Consider the following 17,332-nt stretch of genomic DNA (forward strand, 5'->3'; position numbering starts at 1 on the left):
CCCTGGGCCCGTCCGGCGTCAGCCGGGCGGGCCCAGCCACGCGTCCAGCGCGGCGGTGACCAGGTCGGGGGTCACCACGTGGCCGCCGTCGAACTCGTCGTAGACGACGTCGTAGCCGGCCCCGGCCAGGTCGCGGGCGACCCGCCGGCCGCAGCGCTCCACCGGGAGGACCCGGTCGCGAGTGCCGTGCGCGATCCACACCCGGGGCCGGCCCACGCGGCCGGGCGGAGCGGCGAAGCCGGGCGAGAAGGCCAGCAGCGCCTCGAACAGGTCGCCGTTGGCCGCCCCGAGCGACAGGGCGTAGGACGCACCGTCGGAGAAGCCGCCCAGCGCCACCCGCGAGACCGCGACTCCGGACGCCACCCGCTCCAGCGCGGCGTCGAGGACGGCGACGTCGCGGCCGAGTCCGCCGGCGAGCAGGTCCCAGGTGGTCGCGGCCGAGGTGGTGGCGAGCACCGCGACCCCGCGCGCGGCGGCCACGGCCCCCACCGCGGCCAGGCCCTGCCCGGCGTTGCCGCCCGCACCGTGGCAGAAGACCAGCAGCGGCCGGGGCCCGCGCGGCCCGCCCGGCACCGCGACCAGCGCCTCGCCGCGCCCGCCGAGGTCGAGCGCTGAGGTGCCGGGCCGCAGCGGCGGTCCTGCCGGGGCCGGGCCGGGCCGCGCGTCGAGGCGCCCCTCGCGGGCCGGACGGTTCACTCGACGTGCGCCATCGGCGGCACGTGCTCGTCGGCCCGCTCGAGGTGCAGCGGCCGCAGCGGGCGGGTCTCCTCCAGCCACAGGAAGGCGTCGTAGCGCTCGCCGAGGACGGTGGGCACGTAGTTGCCCCAGCGCTCGCGCTCGGGCCGGTAGACGACGCCGATCGCGCGGTGCCCGAGCGGGCGCCCCAGCCAGGCCGGGCGCTCGCCCCGCGGGACGACGACCAGCGCGTCGCGGCCCAGCTCTGCGTGCAGCAGGTCCTCCAGGCTCCCCTCCCGCGCCGGCGGCACGGCCATCCGCTCCATCTGCGCACCCCACTCGCGGCCGGCGACCACGCCGCCGCGGTGCCCGCCGAAACCGACCAGGACGACGTCGTCGGCGCCGCGCCGCTCGCGCAGCAGCTGCCCGACGGTGGTCATCCCGGCGTCGGCCATGTCGGTGGCCCGCGCGTCCCCGACGTGCGTGTTGTGCTCCCAGACGACGGCCCGCGCGCCGGTGTGCGCCAGCAGCCGGTCGAGGGTGTCGGCCATGTGCACGTCGCGGACGTTCCACGACTCCGCCGAGCCCCGCACCATCGCGCGGTAGTAGCGCTCGGCCCCGGCGACGACGGCGGCATTCTGCTCCGCGGCGAACCGGGCGTCGACGGCATCGACGGCGGCATCGACGGCGCCGTCCCCGCTGCTCGCCGACCCGCGCTCCCCGCACAGCCGGCGCAGCAGGTCGACGACGGTCTCCTCGCAGGTGGAGGGCGCGAACCGGCTGGCGAAGGCGTACTCGGCGCCGTCCTCCCCGAAGGGCTCGAAGCAGTGCAGCGCCCGCCGCGCGGCCTCGACGTGGCCGGGCTCGTGCTCCTGGACCCAGGCCAGCAGCTCGTGCATCGAGTCCCAGAGGCTGTACACGTCCAGGCCGGCGAAGCGGACGCGGTCGCCCTCGGGGCGGCCGGCGTTGTGGTCGCGCAGCCAGCGGCAGAAGTCGACGACGTCGTCGTTGGCCCACATCCAGGTCGGCCAGCGGGAGATCGCGTCCAGCGCCGTCCGAGGATCCTCGTCGCCGCCGGGGCGCAGCCGCACACTGCGGTCGACCCGCGCGCAGTCGGGCCAGTCCCCCTCGACGGCGACCAGCCCGAAGCCGTGCTCGGTGACCAGCCGGCGGGTCAGCGCCGCCCGCCACGCGTAGTACTCGTGCGTGCCGTGGGTGGCCTCGCCGACCGCCACCACCCGCGCGTCCCCGATCCGCTCGAGGAGCGGGTCGAGGTCACCCTCGTCGCGCAGCGGGAGCGCGAGCCCTGCGATCCCCTCGCCGTCCATCAGGCCCTCCCGGCCGCCCCCTCGCGGACGACCTGCTCGGCGACCGCCCGGCGGTCGCCCGTGCGCAGCCAGGTGCTCCGCTGCCGCGCCGCCGAGGTACCCCGGCCGAGGAGGTCCTGCACCCGCGCGGTGACCTCGTCCCACTCGCCGGCGTCGGCCAGGTCCGGCTCCAGCTCGGCGAGCAGCCCGCCGACGGCCTCGCGCGGGTCGACCAGCTCGCAGCGCAGCGGGTCGAACAGAGGCCCGGACAGACCCGAGCGGGCGGCCCGCCAGCGCGCCGCCCGCAGCACCTCGGGGCGCAGCTCGGGCACCGGCTCGCCCCGCCGCGCCCGGCCGGCGAGCACCCGCACCAGCGAGCGCACCAGCGCGGTGTGCAGGACGGCGTCGTCGAGGGTGGTGCAGACGTCGGCGAGCCGGAACTCCAGCGTGGGCAGGCGGGCCGAGGGGCGCACGTCCCAGTAGAGGTGCGAGCCGTCCTCGACCACGCCCGAGGCGACCAGCGCGGCCAGCACCCGGCGGTAGCCGTCGGCGTCGCCGAGCGGCTCGGGCGCGCCGGCGTGCGGGAACCGGGTCCACCACAGCGTCCGCCACGACTCGTAGCCGGTGTCCACGCCGTCGTGGAACGGGGAGCTGGCGGTCATCGCCAGCAGCACCGGGATGTAGGGGCGGGTGCGGTCGAGGACGGCGACAACGGTGTCGAGGTCGGGGACGCCGACGTGCACGTGGCAGCCGGTGATGTCCTGCTGCCGCGCGAGACCGGCCCAGCGCTCCACCATCGCCTCGTAGCGGTCCCCCGGCGTGACGGGCATCGTGTGCCAGGAGCCCCACGGGTGGGTGGAGGCGGGCAGCAGCACCAGCCCGTCGCGCGCCGCGGCGCCGGACGCCTCGGCGCGGGCGGCGACGAGCTCGGCCCGCAGCTGCCCGAGCGAGGTGCAGACGCCGGTGGCGGTCTCCAGCTGCGTGGTCGCGATCTCCGGGTGCACGTGCGGGCCGGCCTCGCCGGCCAGCGCCGCGGCCGACGCCCGCGGCCCCGGCGTCAGCTCGAAGGTGCCGGGGTCGACGAGGTGGAACTCCTCCTCGACGCCCACGGTGCGCCCGACGGCGTCGCCGTCCCTGCCGCTCTCGGGGTCCTCGCCGTCGGTGCGCACGCCCCTCCTCGGTGCCCGTCCCGGTCGCCGGGGAGCCCGACGCTACGGCCGCCGGGGCCCTCCCGCACCTGCTCACCAGCACCGTCGTGCTCTGCCCACAGGAGTGGGCAGAGCTCGAAGGAGACGCCGGAGGGGTGCCGCGTGTCCTCGTGCTCTGCCCACAGGGGTGGGCAGAGCACGACGGTGCGCGAGGGACACCTGCCGCTCGGATCGCTGTGGGCGTAGCGCAGGGGGTGGCAGCTCCGGCGGGCGAGGGGTCCACTGGTTGGTGCAACGTTGTAATCAAGGAGGTGCGTCGTGACCCGACCGGACACCGACGCGGCACTGGACGCCTACTCCCGGGTGGTCACCGCGGTGGCCGCCGACCTCACCCCGCACGTCGCGGCCCTGCAGGTCACCGCGCCCGACGGCCGACCCGGCGCGGGATCCGCGGTGGTCGTCCCCGGCGACGGGCTGCTGCTCACCAACGCCCACGTCGTCGGCCGGGCGCGCTCCGGGCGCGCGGTCTTCAGCGACGGCACCGAGACGGCGGTCGAGGTCGTGGGCACCGATCCGCTGTCCGACCTCGCCGTCGTCCGGGCGGCCGACGGCGCCCCGGAGCCGGCCGTGCTCGGCGACGCCGCCGACCTGCGGGTCGGGCAGCTCGTCGTCGCCGTCGGCAACCCGCTGGGGCTGGCCGGGTCGGTCACCGCCGGCGTGGTCAGCGGCCTGGGCCGGTCGCTGCCGACGCGGGACGGGCGGACGGCGCGCGTCGTCGAGGACGTCATCCAGACCGACGCCGCCCTCAACCCGGGCAACTCCGGGGGCGCCCTCGCCGACTCCGCGAGCCGGGTGGTCGGCATCAACACCGCCGTGGCCGGGTGGGGCCTCGGGCTCGCCGTGCCGGTCAACGACACCACGCGGCGGATCATGGCGACGCTGGTGCGCGACGGCCGGGTGCGCCGGGCCTACCTGGGTCTGGTCAGCAGCCCGGCACCGCTCCCGGCGGCGCTGGCCGAGCGCACCGGGCGGCGCCGCGGGCTGCGCGTGGTCGACGTGGTGGCCGGCTCACCGGCCGACCGAGCCGGGCTGCGCGCCGGCGACCTCGTGCTCGAGGCCGGTCGCGCGCCCGTCGCGGAGGCGCAGAGCCTGCAGCGGCTGCTGTTCGGGGAGGCCGTGGGGCGGCCGCTGCCGGTGACGGTGTACCGGCGCGGCGCGATGGTCGACGTCATCGCCGTCCCCACCGAGCTCACCGGCTGAGCATCACGGCCGGCGCCAGTCGCCGGAGGTGAGGTGCGAGCCGGCCATCGGGCCCATCTGCAGCATGCCCCCGTCGACGGCGTAGGAGGACCCGGTCACGTAGGACGCCTGCGGCGAGGCGAGGAAGGCGACGACGGCCGCGACCTCGTGCGCGTCCCCCGGGCGGCCGACCGGGATGCCGGGCCGCTCGTGGCCGGGCGCGGTCGGGTCCTCGTCCTCCTGGCCGGTCATCGGCGTGGCGATCTCCCCCGGTGCGACGGCGTTGACCGTGATGCCGTGCTCGGCCAGCTCGATGGCCGCGACCCGGGTGAGCAGGCCCAGGCCGCCCTTGGCCGCGCAGTACGCCGCCGCGCCGACGCGCGGCTGGTGCTCGTGGACGCTGGTGATGTTCACGATCCGCCCGCCGCGGCCGGCCACCACCATCCGCCTCGCCGCCCGCTGCAGGCACAGGAACGCCGCGTCGAGGTCGGTGGCCAGAACCTCGCGCCAGGTCTCGTAGTCGGTGTCGAGGACCGACGTCGCGTGACCGGTGCCGGCGTCGTTGACCAGGACGTCGATGCCGCCGAGCGCGTCGGCCAGCTCGTCGACCACCGCCGCGGCCCCCGGCAGCGCGGTGAGGTCGACCGGGCGGACCTCCGCGCGCCGGCCGCGCGAGCGCACCTCCTCGGCCGTCCCCTGCGCGGCCGCCTCGTCCCGGTACCAGGTGATGCCGACGTCGCACCCCTGCTCGGCGAGCGCGACCGCGACGGCCCGCCCGATGCCCGACTCCGACCCGGTGACGACCGCGACGCGGCCGGCTGCATCCGTCATGGCCCCATGCTGCGGGCGGCCGCCGGTGCCCGCCGCGCGACCACCGTGCGCGATCCGGTCGCGACCGACCGGAGTCCGGGCCCGCGCGTCGCCCCGCCGCCCGGGCGGACCCGCCGATCGGCACGAACACTCGGGGAACTGACGCAGCCACCCGTCAGCTCAGGCTCCGTCGGGAGATGCTCCTGTCCCTCCAGACCTTCGGCCCCTACGAGCTCGACGAGCTCCTGGGCCGCGGCCGCACGGGCGAGGTCCACCGTGCCTGGGACACCCACCGCCACCGGACCGTCGCGCTCCGGATCGTGGCGCCCGGGCCCAGCGCCGACCCGCGGTTCCGCGCCCGCTTCCTCCGCGACTGGGGCCTGGCCGCGCAGCTCGACGAGGCCCACGTCGTCCCCGTGCACGAGGTCGGCGAGATCGACGGCCGGCTGTTCGTGGACACCGAGCTCGTCGACGGACGAGACCTGTCGGCGGTGCTCGCCGCCGAGGGTCCCCTGCCGGCCGGCCGGGCCGTCGACGTCGTCGGCCAGGTGGCGGCCGCCCTCGACGCCGCGCACGCGCACGGGCTGGTGCACGGCGACGTCCGGCCGGGGACCGTGCTGCTGTCCGGGCACAGCGCCCGCCCGCACTGCCACCTGGTCGGCTTCGGCACCGTCGGCGACGGGTCCCCGGGGTACGTCGCGCCCGAGCGGCTGTCCGGGCGGCCCGCGGACTCCCGGGCCGACGTGTACTCGCTGGCCTGCCTCCTGCGGGAGCTGCTCACCGGCGCCCCGCCCGGGGGTGCGGGGCCGGTGCCGCCGGCGCTGGCGGCGGTCGTCGCCCGGGGCACGGCCGAGGACCCCGACCGGCGCCCCCCGAGCGCCGGGGACCTGGCGCGGGCCGCCCGCACGGCGATCGCGCCGGCGCCGGACACCGTTCCCCTCCGCCCCGCGCCGGCCGCGGCCGCCGTCCCGGCGGGGACCGTCCGCGGCAGGTCCGCACCGGGAGCCGACCGCGGGCGGCACCGCTCCGCGACGGCGTCCCGGCCGGGGCCGCGGCCGGGACGCCGTCGCGGCCTGGCGGCGGCCCTGCTGGCCGGGGCGCTCGCGCTGGCCGGGGCGGGTGGGGTGGCCGCGACCCAGCTGACCTCCGACGCCTCCGACGCGCCGGCGCCGACCCCGGTCGCCGTGGAGTCGGTCGACGACCCCGGCCGGGACCCCTTCGTCCCGACGCCCGGGCAGCCGCCGCCGGGGACGCCCGCCGCCGCGTCGGGGACGGACGACCCGGCGCAGGGCAGCACGGGGACCACGGCCGGCACGGACGACCCGTCCTCCGGCGGCGCGGCACCCACGTCCGCCACGGAGGATCCGTCCGCAGGGACCGACGAGCCCGGCCCGGGCGCGGGCACGCCGGTCGCCGCGCCCGGCGGCGCGGTGACGGGGGACGTGCCCGGTCTGTACGGCGGCGGCGGGGAGGAGGTCTGCGACGCCGCGGGCATGGTCGCGTTCCTCGCCGAGCACCCCGACCGCGGTGCCGCGTGGGCCGGCGTGGAGGACGTCCCGACGGAGGAGATCGACGACTACCTCGCCACGCTCACCCCGGTCGTGCTGCGCTTCGACACCGCGGTCACCAACCACGGCTTCGCCGACGGACGGGCGACCCCGTTCCAGTCGGTGCTGCAGGCCGGGACCGCCGTGCTGGTCGACGACGCGGGTGTCCCGCAGGTCCGCTGCGTCTGCGGCAACCCGCTCGGGCCACCCGCTGCGCGCCCCTCCCCCGAGTACCGGGGCGATCCGTGGCCCGGCTTCGCGCTAGACACCGTCGTCGTGGTCGAGAGCAGCCCGGCGCCCGTGCCCGCCTTCGTCCTCGTCGACGACGCGACCGGCGCGGTGGCCACGCGGCCGGTGGGCACGGCCGGTGACGTCGACAGCGTGGCCGACCCGGCCCTGGCGGAGCGGGCCCGCGTCATCGGGACGCAGCCGGCACCACCCCCGCCGAGCACCGGCACGACGTCGGCCGGTCCGTCGGTCGCGGTTCCGCCCGACGCCGGGTCACCCGGCGACGACCCGACCGGTGACGGCTCCGCGCCGGCCGGCAGGTCCGGCGGGTCCGGCGGGTCGTCGGCGCCCGACCCCGGGCCCGGGACGGGCGGCACCTCGGGCGGCGACCCGCCGCGACGGGGCAGCGGGGAGCAGCCGGCCGATCCCCCGGCGGACGACGGTCCGGCCGGGGACGGGCCGGTCGACGAGACACCTGCCGAGCAGGTCCCCACCACGGACGGGCGACCGGCCGGCGAGACGCCCACCACCGAGCCACCCACCACCGAGCCACCCGCCGACGAGCCACCCGCCGACGAGCCACCCGCCGACGAGCCACCCGCCGACGAGCCACCCGCCCAGGAGTCGCCCGGCGAGGACGCGCCCACCCAGGACACGGCCGGCGAGGATGCGCCCACGCAGGAGTCACCCGCCGAGGACACGCCCACCGAGGACACGGACGCGACGCCGGCCGACGAGGCGCCCACCACGGACACGCCCACCACGGACACGCCCACCACGGACGAGGGGACGAGCACCCCGTGACCGGCGGGCCGGCCGCTCAGTCCGCTGCTGCGGCGGCGCACCGGGCGGCGAGGTCGCGCAGGTGGGCCTTCACCTCCGGCGGGCCGAGCACCCGGAACGGCGCGCCGGTGACCCCCAGCGCCAGCGCCGCCCAGTCGAGGTCCTCGGCCTCGATCCGCACGCGGCAGCCGCCCTCGTCGTCGGTCACCGTGGCCCAGCGGCCGATCCGCCCGCGCACGGGCCCGGCCGGTGCGGCCATGATGGCCTCGACGACGTACCGGCTCCACGCGCTGCCGATCCGCTCGCGCACGTAGGCCGCGGCGTCCTCGGCGGGGAACCGGCGCGGGCCGAAGACGGCGCCCGTGCCGCGCGGGCCGTCGAGCCGGTCGAGCCGGAACACCCGCCAGTCGCCGCGGTCGAGGTCCCAGCCGACCAGGTACCAGCGGCGGCCGAGCGCGACCAGCCGGTGCGGCTCGACCGAGCGCTCGCCGCGCTCCCGGCCGGGCGGGGTGTAGCCGAACACGGTCCGCTCGGTGTCGCGGCAGGCCAGCGCGACGGCGGTGAGGACGGCGGGGTCGACGGCGTCGCCCTCCGACGTCGGGCCCCAGCCGCCGGGGACGGTCATCGTGCGCAGCGCCTCGACCTGCCGCCGCAGCCGGGTCGGCATGACCTGCACCAGCTTGGCCAGCGCCCGCACCGACGTCTCCGCCATCCCCGCGACCGGGCCGGCCGCGGCCGCCTGCAGTCCCACGGCCAGCGCCACGGCCTCGTCGTCGTCGAGCACCAAGGGCGGCAGCGCGGCCCCGGGCGCCAGCGCGTAGCCGCCGTCCACCCCGCGCGAGGCCGCCACGGGGTAGCCGAGCCCGCGCAGCCGGTCGACGTCGCGGCGCAGGGTGCGCGCCGAGACGCCGAGCCGGTCGGCGAGGTCGGGGCCGGGCCAGTACCGGCGCGCCTGCAGGAGGGACAGCAGGCGCAGCGTGCGGGCCCCGGGATCGGTCACCCCGCCATCATGAGCTACACAGCGGACAGGATCTGGCCGCAATGTCCGGGAGCATGGTGCTGTCCAGCCCGACGAGACCCGGAGGACCCCGTGACCGCTCTGACCGCCCCCGCCCTGACCGCCGAGCGCGCCGACCTGCTCGAGACGCTCGCCGCCCACCGCGCCTTCCTGCGCTTCACCGTGCGGGGACTGACCACCGAGCAGGCCACCCGGCGGACCACCGCCAGCCAGCTGACCCTGGCCGGCATCGTCAAGCACGTGGCCTCCACCGAGGCGAGCTGGGCCGACTTCGTCGTGCGCGGCGCCGCGGCGATGCAGCAGTCGCCGGAGGAGTGGGCGCAGGAGTGGGTCCTGCAGCCGGGCGAGACGCTGGAGTCGGTGCTCGCCTCCTACGACGAGGTCGCCGCGCGCACCGACGAGCTCGTCCGCACCGTCGACCTCGACTCCAGCCACCCGCTGCCCGAGGCCCCGTGGTTCACCCCCGGCGCCACCCGCTCGGCGCGCCGGGTGTTCCTCCACGTCGTGGCCGAGACCGCCCAGCACGCCGGTCACGCCGACATCCTGCGCGAGTCGCTCGACGGCCAGAAGACGATGGGCTGACCATCGCCTACCCCTCCCGCAGCGCCCGCTCGAGCTCCTCGACCCGGGCTGCGGCGCGCTCGCCCTCCCCGGCGGCCCGCTCCGCCACGCGGTCGGCCGCGGCGGCCCGCCGCCGCGCCCGGCCGGCGTCGCCCTCCGCGGCGGTTCCCTCCTCGCGGACGCGGGCCAGCTCGGCGGCCAGCTCCTCCGCACGGGCGCGAAGCTGCTCCTGCCGCGCGGCGGCGCGGGCGGCCCGGTCGTGCGCCGCGCGCGCCGCCGGCCGCCTCCTCGGCGGCCGCCGCGGCCGCGCGCGCCTCCTCCCGGGCGTCCTCGAGCTCGCGCCGGCGCCGCTCGACCTCGGCCCGCCGCTCCGCCGCGGCCTGACGCTCCGCCTCGGCCTGACGCTCCGCCTCGGCCTGACGCTCCGCCTCGGCCTGACGCTCGACCTCGGCCCGCCGCTCCGCCTCGGCCCGCCGGCGGCCGGCGGGCGCCCCGGTCGCGGGTGCCGCACGGGCCGGCCGCGGCGAGGGCACCACCCGCAGGTCCGGCCGGGCCCCCAGGCCCATCCCCTGGTAGGAGAGCGGGCCGGTGAGCCGGCCGGCCAGCAGCGCCTCGCCGGCGCCGGGGTCGGCCAGCGCGGCCCGCAGCGTCTCCTCCACCTGGCCGGCGACGGCGTCGCTGAGCGGGTGGCCCAGCCGCGCCGCGAGCACCCGGGCCTGGCGGGTCAGCGCCGCGAGCAGCCGGGAGCGCTGGGTGCCCAGCGCCCGCAGCTGGTCGCCGGCCAGGCTCGCCTGCGCCTCGCGGAGCAGGTCGCCGAGCTCGACCAGCCCGGTGATCTCCGCGGGCAGCTCGCGCACCAGCGCGTTGCACGCCCACGCGGCGGTCGAGGGCCGACCCAGGGCGCCGATCTCCCCGGCGAGCGCGCGGTCGCCGGTGCCCCGCGCCCGGCGGACGGCCTCGGTACGGGCGGCCACGAACTCGCCGGGCGGCAGCCCGTAGAGCTCGTCGGCGACCTCGTCGAGGTCCACGGCACCTCCCCGGGCGGTCCGGACGTCGCCCGCCGACCCTGCCACGACGGCGGGGAAGACACCGGGCACGCGACGGCGTTGCCGCCGTCGTCGTGCGGGTGGTCGACTCGCCGCGACGACACGAGAGGGGTGGCGGGATGACGACGTGCGGACACCTGGACCAGATCCGGGACGTGCCCCCGGACTCGACGGAGGGCTGCAGCGACTGCCTGGCGATCGGCTCGGGCTGGGTGCACCTGCGGGAGTGCCTGACGTGCGGCCACGTCGCGTGCTGCGACTCCTCCCCCAACCGGCACGCCACCGCCCACGCCGAGGGCAGCGGCCACCCGATCATCCGGTCCTTCGAGCCGGGCGAGGACTGGCGCTGGTGCTATCCCGACCAGGCCCTCGTGTGAGGACGCTCGGTTGATGGAGCTGTCGGTCGTCGGTCTGCTGGCCGGCTCCTTCGCGGTGACCGTGCTGGCCCGGCGGGCCGGGGTCTCGCCCCCGCTGGCCCTCGTGGTGGTCGGCCTGGCCCTGGCCTACGTGCCCGGCGTGCCGGACTACGCGCTGGACCCGGAGCTGATCCTGACGCTCGTCCTGCCGCCGCTGCTGTACTCGGCGGCGCTGGACAGCTCCTACCTGCGGCTGCGGGCCAACCTGCGCGCGATCGGCATGCTCGCGGTGGGCGCGGTGCTGTTCACCACGCTGGCCGTCGGGCTGGCGGCGTGGTGGCTGGTGCCGGGGCTGCCACTGGCCCCGGCGCTCGTGCTCGGCGCCGTCGTCGCCCCGCCGGACGCGGTCGCGGCCACCGCCGTCGGCCGGCAGCTCGGCCTGCCGCGCCGGGTGATGACGATCCTCGGCGGTGAGAGCCTGGTGAACGACGCCACGGCGCTGACGCTCTACCGGGTCGCCGTCGCGCTGGCCGCCGGCGCCGGCTACGGCATCGTGGAGGGGCTCGGCGTCTTCGTGCTGGCCGCGGTCGGCGGCGCGGCCATCGGCTGGGGGCTCGGCTGGCTGGTGCACCGGGTGCGGCTGGCGCTCGGCGACGGCGTGCTGGAGAGCGCGCTCGGGCTGCTGGTGCCCTTCGTCGGGTTCGTCGTCGCCGAGGAGGTGCACGCCTCGGGGGTGCTCGCCGTGGTGCTGGCCGGGCTCTACCTCGGCCACCGCTCGCCGCAGGCCGACCCGGTCGCCCGGCTGCAGGACCGCGCGGTCTGGAAGGCCGCCGACACGGTGCTCGAGGCCATGGTCTTCGCGCTGATCGGCCTGCAGCTGCCCGCCGTCCTGGAGGGCGTCGGGTCGGCCGTGGTCCTGCTGACCGCCGTCGGGCTGGCGCTGGTCGTCGTCGCGTTCCTCGCCCGGGTCGCCTTCGTCTTCCCGACCGCCTACCTGCGTCCCGTCGCGCGCCGCCGGCCGGGCTGGTCGCCGCCGTCGTGGCGGCACGCCGCCGTCGTCTCGTGGGCCGGGATGCGCGGGGTGGTCTCGCTCGCCGCCGCGGCCGCCATCCCGCTGACGACGTCCCACCACCCCTTCCCGGGCCGCGCCGAGGTGGTCTACCTGGCGTTCGTCGTCACGGTCGGCACGCTGCTGCTGCACGGGCTGACGCTGCCGGCGGTGATCCGCCGGCTGGGCGTGCAGTCCTCGGAGGACTCCGCCGACGCGCTGGCCGAGGCGCAGGCGCAGTCCGACGCCGCCCGGGCCGCCGCCGCCCGCCTCGACGAGCTCGACGACGGCGACCCGCTGCACGCACGCGCGGTCACCGAGCTGCGGCAGCGCGTCGAGGCCCGCACCAACGCGGCGTGGGAGCGGCTCGGCGGGCCGGTGCCCAACGGCGGTGAGACGCCCAGTGCCCGCTACCGGCGGCTGCGCCGGGCGATGCTCGAGGCCGAGCGGGAGGTGTTCGTCCGCCACCGCGACCAGCGGCGCATCGACGACGAGGTGTTCCGCCGGGTGCAGCACGAGCTGGACCTGGAGGAGGTCACGCTGCTGCGGGAGTGACCACGGGAGGAACTCGCGCCCGCGCGGCGGGGGTGGCACGGTGGGCGCGGGAGACGGCGTGGTCCCCCGGCCGGACGACGTCCCGCCGCGCCGGCACCGCCGACCCCTCCCGGAGGCAGCCGTGGTCCCCTCCCCCGCCGCCCAGCCCAGCGCGGTCCCCAGGCCGGTCGGACCCCCGACGGTCCTGTTCATCGGCGCCCGCGACGCCGCGACCTCGCAGATGGCCGCCGCGCTGCTGGCCAGCCGCGCCGGCGGCCGGGTGCGCGCCCTGTCGGCCGGGTCGGCGCCGGCCGCCCGGGTCGACCCGGCCGCGGTCGCGGCGATGGCCGAGGTCGGGGTCGACCTGACCGCCCGGTTCCCCAAGCCGCTGACCGCCGACGCCGTGCACGTCTCCGACGTCGTGGTCGTCCTCGGCCCGGCCCAGCCGTGCCCGGTGCTGCCCGGCACGCGCTACCTCGACTGGCCGGTCGAGGACCCCGCCGGCCGGGACGTGGCCGGCGTCCGCCCGGTGCGCGACGAGCTCGACCGCCGGGTGCACGGGCTGCTCGCCGAGCTCACCGCCTGACCGGCTGCCGGGCCCGCCGCCCGATCCGCCGGGGTGCCGCGCCGGCGCACCCCGTCCCGGCCCGTGCGGCCCTACGCTGGCCGCACCCGTCCCGCCGGCGTCCCGGAGGTCCCCGTGCTGCTGCGCCTGCTCGGCCTGCTGCTGGTCGTCTGGCTGGTCGTGACCGTCGTCGGCTGGGTCGTGAAGGGCCTGTTCTGGCTCACCGTCGTCGGCCTCGGGCTCTTCCTGCTCACCGCGGCCCTGGGCATGCGCAAGCGCATCCGACCCTGACCCGGCCGCCGGGCGCGAGGACGACCGGCAGGCGGACGAGCCGGCCGGCGGCCCGGGGCGACCGGCGTGCGAGGCTCCCGTCTCCCCCGACGAGAGGTCCTGCCCGTGCCGTCCCCCGACGTCGTCGCCGCCCGCGTGCAGGCCGTGCTCGACATCCCCCTGCACCGCTTCCTCGGCGTCCGGCTGCGCGACCCGGCCGACCCGTCGGCGGGCATCTGGTTCCCCGTCGACGAGGCGGCGCAGAACCAGGCCGCGCTCCTGCACGGCGGCGTCGTCTACACGCTGCTCGACGTCGCGGGCTTCCTCGCGCTGCTGCCCGCGCTCGGGGACGCCGAGCACGCCGTCACCCACGACCTGTCGGTGTCGCTGCTGCGCCCGGTCCGCGCCGGCGCGCGGGTCGACGTCACCGGCTCGGTCCTGCGCCGCGGCCGGGCGGTGGCCTTCCTGCGGTCGGAGGCCACGGTCGACGGCGTCGTCGTCGCCTCCGGGCAGGTCACCAAGAGCGTCGTCCCCGCCGGCTGAGCACCGCGCCACGGGAACGCCGGGGCGGGTGCGGCCCGCTTGTGCCCGGGACCGCGGCGGGGCAGGGTCGGTGGCGCCCGCCGCCGTCGTCCCGGAGGTGCCCGGTGAGCCGTTCCCTCTCGACCGTGACCGCCCGCCCGCGGGGAGGGCGGCCGTGAGCGTCTACGACGAGCGCCCCTGGCTGGCCCGCTACGGCGACCAGCCGGCCGACTACGCGATCGAGTTCGACGACGCGCTGGCCATGTACCGGGCCGGCGTCGCCGCCGACCCCGACGGCGTGGCCCTGCAGTACTTCGACGGCACGCTGACCCGGCGCGAGCTCGACGAGCTCACCGACGGGCTGGCGGCCGGCCTGCTGGCCGAGGGGTTCTCCCCCGGTGACCGGCTGGCGGTCTACCTGCAGAACGTGCCGCAGTTCGTCATCGCGATGGTGGCGACCTGGAAGGCCGGCGGGGTCATGGTGTCGATCAACCCCATGAGCCGGACGCGGGAGCTCTCCTACCTGCTCGCCGACTCCGGCGCGACCGTGCTGCTGTGCCTGGACACGCTCTACGCCGAGGTCGCCCGCGACGTCGTGCCGGACACCGACGTGCGCCTGGTGCTCACCACCAGCGGCCTGGACCTGCAGACCCGCGACGACGAGCGCCTGTTCGCCGGCGTCACCCGGCAGCGGCACGAGGGCACCACCGACCTGCTGGAGTTCATCGGACGGCACCGCGGGCAGACCCCGCCCCCGGTGACGTTCGGGCCCGACGACGTCGCGTTCCTCACCTACACCTCGGGGACGACCGGCGTGCCCAAGGGCGCGATGAACACCCACCGCAACGTCGTCTTCACCGCGCAGGTCTACCGGGACTGGGTGCACGCCGGGCGCGACGGCGCGATCTTCGGGATCGCCCCGCTGTTCCACATCACCGGCCTGATCGGGCACGTCGCGGTGAGCATGCTCGTGCCGGCGCCCCTGGTCCTGGCCTACCGCTTCGAGCCGCAGGTGGTGCTCGACGCCTTCCTCGAGCACCGGCCGGCGTTCACCATCGGCGCGATCACCGCGTTCAGCGCGCTGCTCAACGCCCCGGGGTTCAGCAAGGAGCACTTCGACTCGTTCACCTCGGTCTACTCCGGCGGGGCGGCGATCTCCCCGACCGCCGAGCGCGCCTTCCGCGAGGCCACCGGCAAGCAGGTGCACAACGCCTACGGCCTCACCGAGACCACCTCGCCCATGACGGTCACCCCGTTCGGCTCGCCGTCGCCGGTGGACCCCACCTCGGGCGCCCTGTCGGTCGGGGTGCCCGCGCCCAACACGATCGTCCGCATCCAGGGCGACGACGGCGAGGACCTGCCGCTGGGCGAGGTGGGCGAGATCGTCGCCGACGGCCCGCAGGTGGTGGCCGGCTACTGGGGCAAGCCCGAGGAGACGGCGGCCAACCTGCCCGGCGGGGCGCTGAAGAGCGGCGACGTCGGGTTCATGGACCCGCAGGGCTGGGTGTTCATCGTCGACCGCAAGAAGGACATGATCAACGCCTCGGGCTACAAGGTGTGGCCACGCGAGGTCGAGGACGTGCTCGCCGAGCACCCCGCCGTCCGGGAGTCGGCCGTCGTCGGCGTCCCCGACGAGAAGCGCGGGGAGACGGTCAAGGCGTTCGTCAGCCTCAAGCCGGGCGCGAGCGCGACGCCGGAGGAGCTCATCGCGCACTGCAAGGAGCGGATGGCCGCCTACAAGTACCCGCGCAGCGTGGAGCTGGTCGACGAGCTGCCCAAGACGGTCACCGGCAAGATCCTCCGGCGGGAGCTGCGCGGCACCTGACCGGCCCGGGCGGTCAGCCCAGCAGCGGCCGCAGGTTCTCCGTCCAGACGTCCCAGCCGACCCGGGCGATCAGCGCGGTGACCACCACGAGGAAGACCGCGCGGACGAAGCCGGTGCCGCGGGTGGTCGCGGTGCGCGAGCCGAGGTAGCCGCCGAGGGTGTTCGCCGCGGCCATCGCCAGGCCCAGGCCCCAGACGACCGACCCGTGCGGCACGAAGACCAGCAGGGCCCCCAGGTTGGTGGCGACGTTGACGATCTTGGCCTTGGCGCTGGCGGACAGGAAGTCGTAGCCGAGCAGCGCGACGAGGGCGAAGACGAGGAAGGACCCGGTGCCTGGGCCCAGGACGCCGTCGTAGCAGCCGACGGCCGCGCCGACGGCGAGCGCGGTGCCGTGGTGCCGGCGCCCGCTGTGGCGCAGCACGGTGACCTGGCCGAGCGCCGGCCGGAGCGCGGTGAACAGCGCGATGCCCACCAGCGCGACGACGATGACCGGCTCGAACACCGCGGCCGGCAGCAGCGCCGCCACCGACGCGCCGCCGGAGGACGCCACCAGCGCGACCGCGGCCATGGGCAGCGCCGTGCGCAGGTCGGGGTGCACCCGCCGCTGGTAGGTGACCGCGCTGGTCGTGGTGCCGAACACCGACGCCAGCTTGTTGGTCGCCAGCGCCTGCACCGGAGCCAGCCCCGGGACCAGCAGCAGCGCGGGCAGCTGGACGAGCCCGCCACCGCCGACGACGGCGTCGACCCAGCCGGCGGTCAGGGCCGCGAGGAGCACGAGGACGAGCACCGACGGCGTCAGCCCGTCGGGGAGGACCAGGTCGCTCACCTGGTCCGCGTCCCCGCACGCCGCCGTCCCCGCACGCTCCCCGTCCTCCTCCGCTCGCCCGGGGACCGAGCCTCCCCCAGCGGGTCCGGCGACGGGCGGGCGGGGTCGGGCTGTCGCGGGAGCCCCGCGCCCCTCAGGCGACCTGGACCGAGCGCTTGGCCAGGCCGATGAAGAAGCCGTCGATCGCGGTGGTGACGCCGGCACTCGGGTCGGTCGCCGCGCCGAGGGTGACGAACAGCGGCGTGAAGTGCTCCACGGTGGGGTGGGCGTAGCGCAGCCCGGGCGCGCGCAGCCGGAACCGCGACAGCTCCTCGACGTCGCCGCGGTCGAGCGCGTCGGCGGCCCAGGCGTCGAAGTCCGCCGACCAGCCGGGCACGGCGCCGCCGAGCATCTCGCGGGTGAGGTACGGCAGGCCGTGGGTCATGAACCCCGACCCGACCACCAGCACGCCCTGCTCGCGCAGCGGCCGCAGCCGCTCCCCCAGCGCCAGCAGCGTGGCGGTGTCGTGGGTGGGCAGGCTCAGCTGCAGCACCGGGACGTCGGCCTCCGGGTACATGACCTTCAGCGGCACCCACGCCCCGTGGTCCAGGCCCCGGCCGCGGTGCTCGTGCACGTGCGCGGTCTCCGGCAGCACCGCGCGCAGCTGCTGGGCGAGGGCCGTCGCCTCAGGGGTGTCGTAGCGCATGCGCGCGTACATCGGGTCGAACCCGCCGAAGTCGTAGACGAGCCCGGTGGGGACGGTGCTGGTGACGCCGAGGGAGTCCGACTCCCAGTGCGCGCTGACGATGAGCACGGCGCGCGGCCGCGGCAGGGACCGCGCCCACTCCGACAGCTGCCGCATCCACGGCGCGTCCTCGAACAGCGGCGGGGCGCCGTGGCTGAGGTAGAGCGCCGGCAGCGGGCCGTCGTCCGGCGTCCAGGGCCGGTGCGGGTCGAGGCCGGCGACGTGCCGCAGGTGCGCCGCGAAGGGGTGCCGGGGGTCGATCAGGGCGTCGGCGGCGGCGGTGGGGTGCACGGGGTCTCC

Annotated in this window: 17 protein-coding genes; 9 read left to right on the forward strand and 8 right to left on the reverse strand. The window is 77.5% G+C overall.

All coding sequences use genetic code 11. The annotated features are described in order from the left end of the window. Positions 1 to 18: 18 nt before the first annotated feature. From ACWIZO_RS25945 to ACWIZO_RS25955, 3 genes are read right to left on the reverse strand one after another with little or no spacing between them, the layout of a single operon-like run. Entirely contained in the window at positions 19 to 696 is a 678-nt protein-coding gene (locus ACWIZO_RS25945; RefSeq protein ID WP_448640453.1) for an alpha/beta hydrolase, read from the reverse strand. Next, positions 693 to 2,003 (reverse strand): erythromycin esterase family protein, encoded by a 1,311-nt coding sequence (locus ACWIZO_RS25950; RefSeq protein ID WP_448640454.1) that lies wholly within the window; start codon positions 2,001 to 2,003, stop codon positions 693 to 695. The genes ACWIZO_RS25945 and ACWIZO_RS25950 overlap by 4 nt, the downstream gene beginning before the upstream one ends. Further along, complete coding sequence (locus ACWIZO_RS25955; protein WP_448640455.1) at positions 2,003 to 3,151, reverse strand: carboxylate-amine ligase; 1,149 nt, start codon at positions 3,149 to 3,151, stop codon at positions 2,003 to 2,005. The genes ACWIZO_RS25950 and ACWIZO_RS25955 overlap by 1 nt, the downstream gene beginning before the upstream one ends. Before the next feature lie 297 nt (positions 3,152 to 3,448). On the opposite strand from ACWIZO_RS25955, the gene ACWIZO_RS25960 reads away from it, so the two are divergent. Further along, positions 3,449 to 4,390, forward strand: a complete 942-nt coding sequence (locus tag ACWIZO_RS25960) for a S1C family serine protease (RefSeq protein ID WP_448640456.1) — start codon at positions 3,449 to 3,451, stop codon at positions 4,388 to 4,390. A 3-nt stretch (positions 4,391 to 4,393) separates the two neighbouring features. Here ACWIZO_RS25960 and ACWIZO_RS25965 read toward each other — a convergent pair whose 3' ends face one another. Further along, positions 4,394 to 5,200 (reverse strand): SDR family oxidoreductase, encoded by an 807-nt coding sequence (locus ACWIZO_RS25965; RefSeq protein WP_448640457.1) that lies wholly within the window; start codon positions 5,198 to 5,200, stop codon positions 4,394 to 4,396. A gap of 176 nt (positions 5,201 to 5,376) precedes the next feature. On the opposite strand from ACWIZO_RS25965, the gene ACWIZO_RS25970 reads away from it, so the two are divergent. After that, positions 5,377 to 7,758, forward strand: coding sequence for a DUF6777 domain-containing protein (locus ACWIZO_RS25970; RefSeq protein ID WP_448640458.1), 2,382 nt, complete (start codon positions 5,377 to 5,379; stop codon positions 7,756 to 7,758). A gap of 16 nt (positions 7,759 to 7,774) precedes the next feature. On the opposite strand, the gene ACWIZO_RS25975 is transcribed toward ACWIZO_RS25970, so the two are convergent. Further along, positions 7,775 to 8,737, reverse strand: coding sequence for a helix-turn-helix transcriptional regulator (locus ACWIZO_RS25975; RefSeq protein ID WP_448640459.1), 963 nt, complete (start codon positions 8,735 to 8,737; stop codon positions 7,775 to 7,777). 90 nt (positions 8,738 to 8,827) lie between these two features. Here ACWIZO_RS25975 and ACWIZO_RS25980 point away from each other — a divergent pair, with 90 nt between their 5' ends. Next, the gene (locus ACWIZO_RS25980; protein ID WP_448640460.1) at positions 8,828 to 9,337 is read left to right on the forward strand and encodes a DinB family protein; all 510 of its coding nucleotides are present in this window, start codon (positions 8,828 to 8,830) and stop codon (positions 9,335 to 9,337) included. Here ACWIZO_RS25980 and ACWIZO_RS25985 read toward each other — a convergent pair. Beyond that, positions 9,286 to 10,344 carry a hypothetical protein gene (locus tag ACWIZO_RS25985; RefSeq protein WP_448640461.1) on the reverse strand — a complete coding sequence of 353 codons (1,059 nt, stop codon included), beginning with the start codon at positions 10,342 to 10,344 and terminating at the stop codon, positions 9,286 to 9,288. The genes ACWIZO_RS25980 and ACWIZO_RS25985 overlap by 52 nt on opposite strands. A gap of 137 nt (positions 10,345 to 10,481) precedes the next feature. On the opposite strand from ACWIZO_RS25985, the gene ACWIZO_RS25990 reads away from it, so the two are divergent. From ACWIZO_RS25990 to ACWIZO_RS26015, 6 genes are all read left to right on the forward strand, one after another. Next, complete coding sequence (locus ACWIZO_RS25990; RefSeq protein WP_448640462.1) at positions 10,482 to 10,739, forward strand: ubiquitin carboxyl-terminal hydrolase 14; 258 nt, start codon at positions 10,482 to 10,484, stop codon at positions 10,737 to 10,739. A 13-nt stretch (positions 10,740 to 10,752) separates the two neighbouring features. Next, the gene (locus ACWIZO_RS25995; protein ID WP_448640463.1) at positions 10,753 to 12,321 is read left to right on the forward strand and encodes a Na+/H+ antiporter; all 1,569 of its coding nucleotides are present in this window, start codon (positions 10,753 to 10,755) and stop codon (positions 12,319 to 12,321) included. A 121-nt stretch (positions 12,322 to 12,442) separates the two neighbouring features. Next, positions 12,443 to 12,886: an arsenate reductase/protein-tyrosine-phosphatase family protein gene (locus ACWIZO_RS26000; protein WP_448640464.1), complete on the forward strand. Its 444-nt coding sequence runs from the start codon at positions 12,443 to 12,445 to the stop codon at positions 12,884 to 12,886. Positions 12,887 to 12,949: 63 nt separating this feature from the next. Continuing rightward, the gene (locus tag ACWIZO_RS26005) at positions 12,950 to 13,156 is read left to right on the forward strand and encodes a hypothetical protein (protein WP_446756702.1); all 207 of its coding nucleotides are present in this window, start codon (positions 12,950 to 12,952) and stop codon (positions 13,154 to 13,156) included. A 105-nt stretch (positions 13,157 to 13,261) separates the two neighbouring features. After that, positions 13,262 to 13,678, forward strand: coding sequence for a PaaI family thioesterase (locus tag ACWIZO_RS26010; RefSeq protein WP_448640465.1), 417 nt, complete (start codon positions 13,262 to 13,264; stop codon positions 13,676 to 13,678). Positions 13,679 to 13,832: 154 nt separating this feature from the next. Beyond that, a complete protein-coding gene (locus ACWIZO_RS26015; RefSeq protein ID WP_448640466.1) occupies positions 13,833 to 15,482 on the forward strand; it encodes an AMP-binding protein in 1,650 nt (549 codons plus the stop codon). 13 nt (positions 15,483 to 15,495) lie between these two features. Here the strand turns inward: ACWIZO_RS26015 and ACWIZO_RS26020 are convergent, their stop codons facing one another. Together ACWIZO_RS26020 and ACWIZO_RS26025 are read right to left on the reverse strand one after the other, a co-directional pair. After that, positions 15,496 to 16,308 (reverse strand): sulfite exporter TauE/SafE family protein, encoded by an 813-nt coding sequence (locus ACWIZO_RS26020; protein WP_448640467.1) that lies wholly within the window; start codon positions 16,306 to 16,308, stop codon positions 15,496 to 15,498. A gap of 133 nt (positions 16,309 to 16,441) precedes the next feature. Next, complete coding sequence (locus ACWIZO_RS26025) at positions 16,442 to 17,323, reverse strand: dioxygenase family protein (RefSeq protein WP_448640468.1); 882 nt, start codon at positions 17,321 to 17,323, stop codon at positions 16,442 to 16,444. Positions 17,324 to 17,332 lie beyond the last annotated feature (9 nt).

Source organism: Geodermatophilus sp. URMC 63 (genome assembly GCF_053502565.1).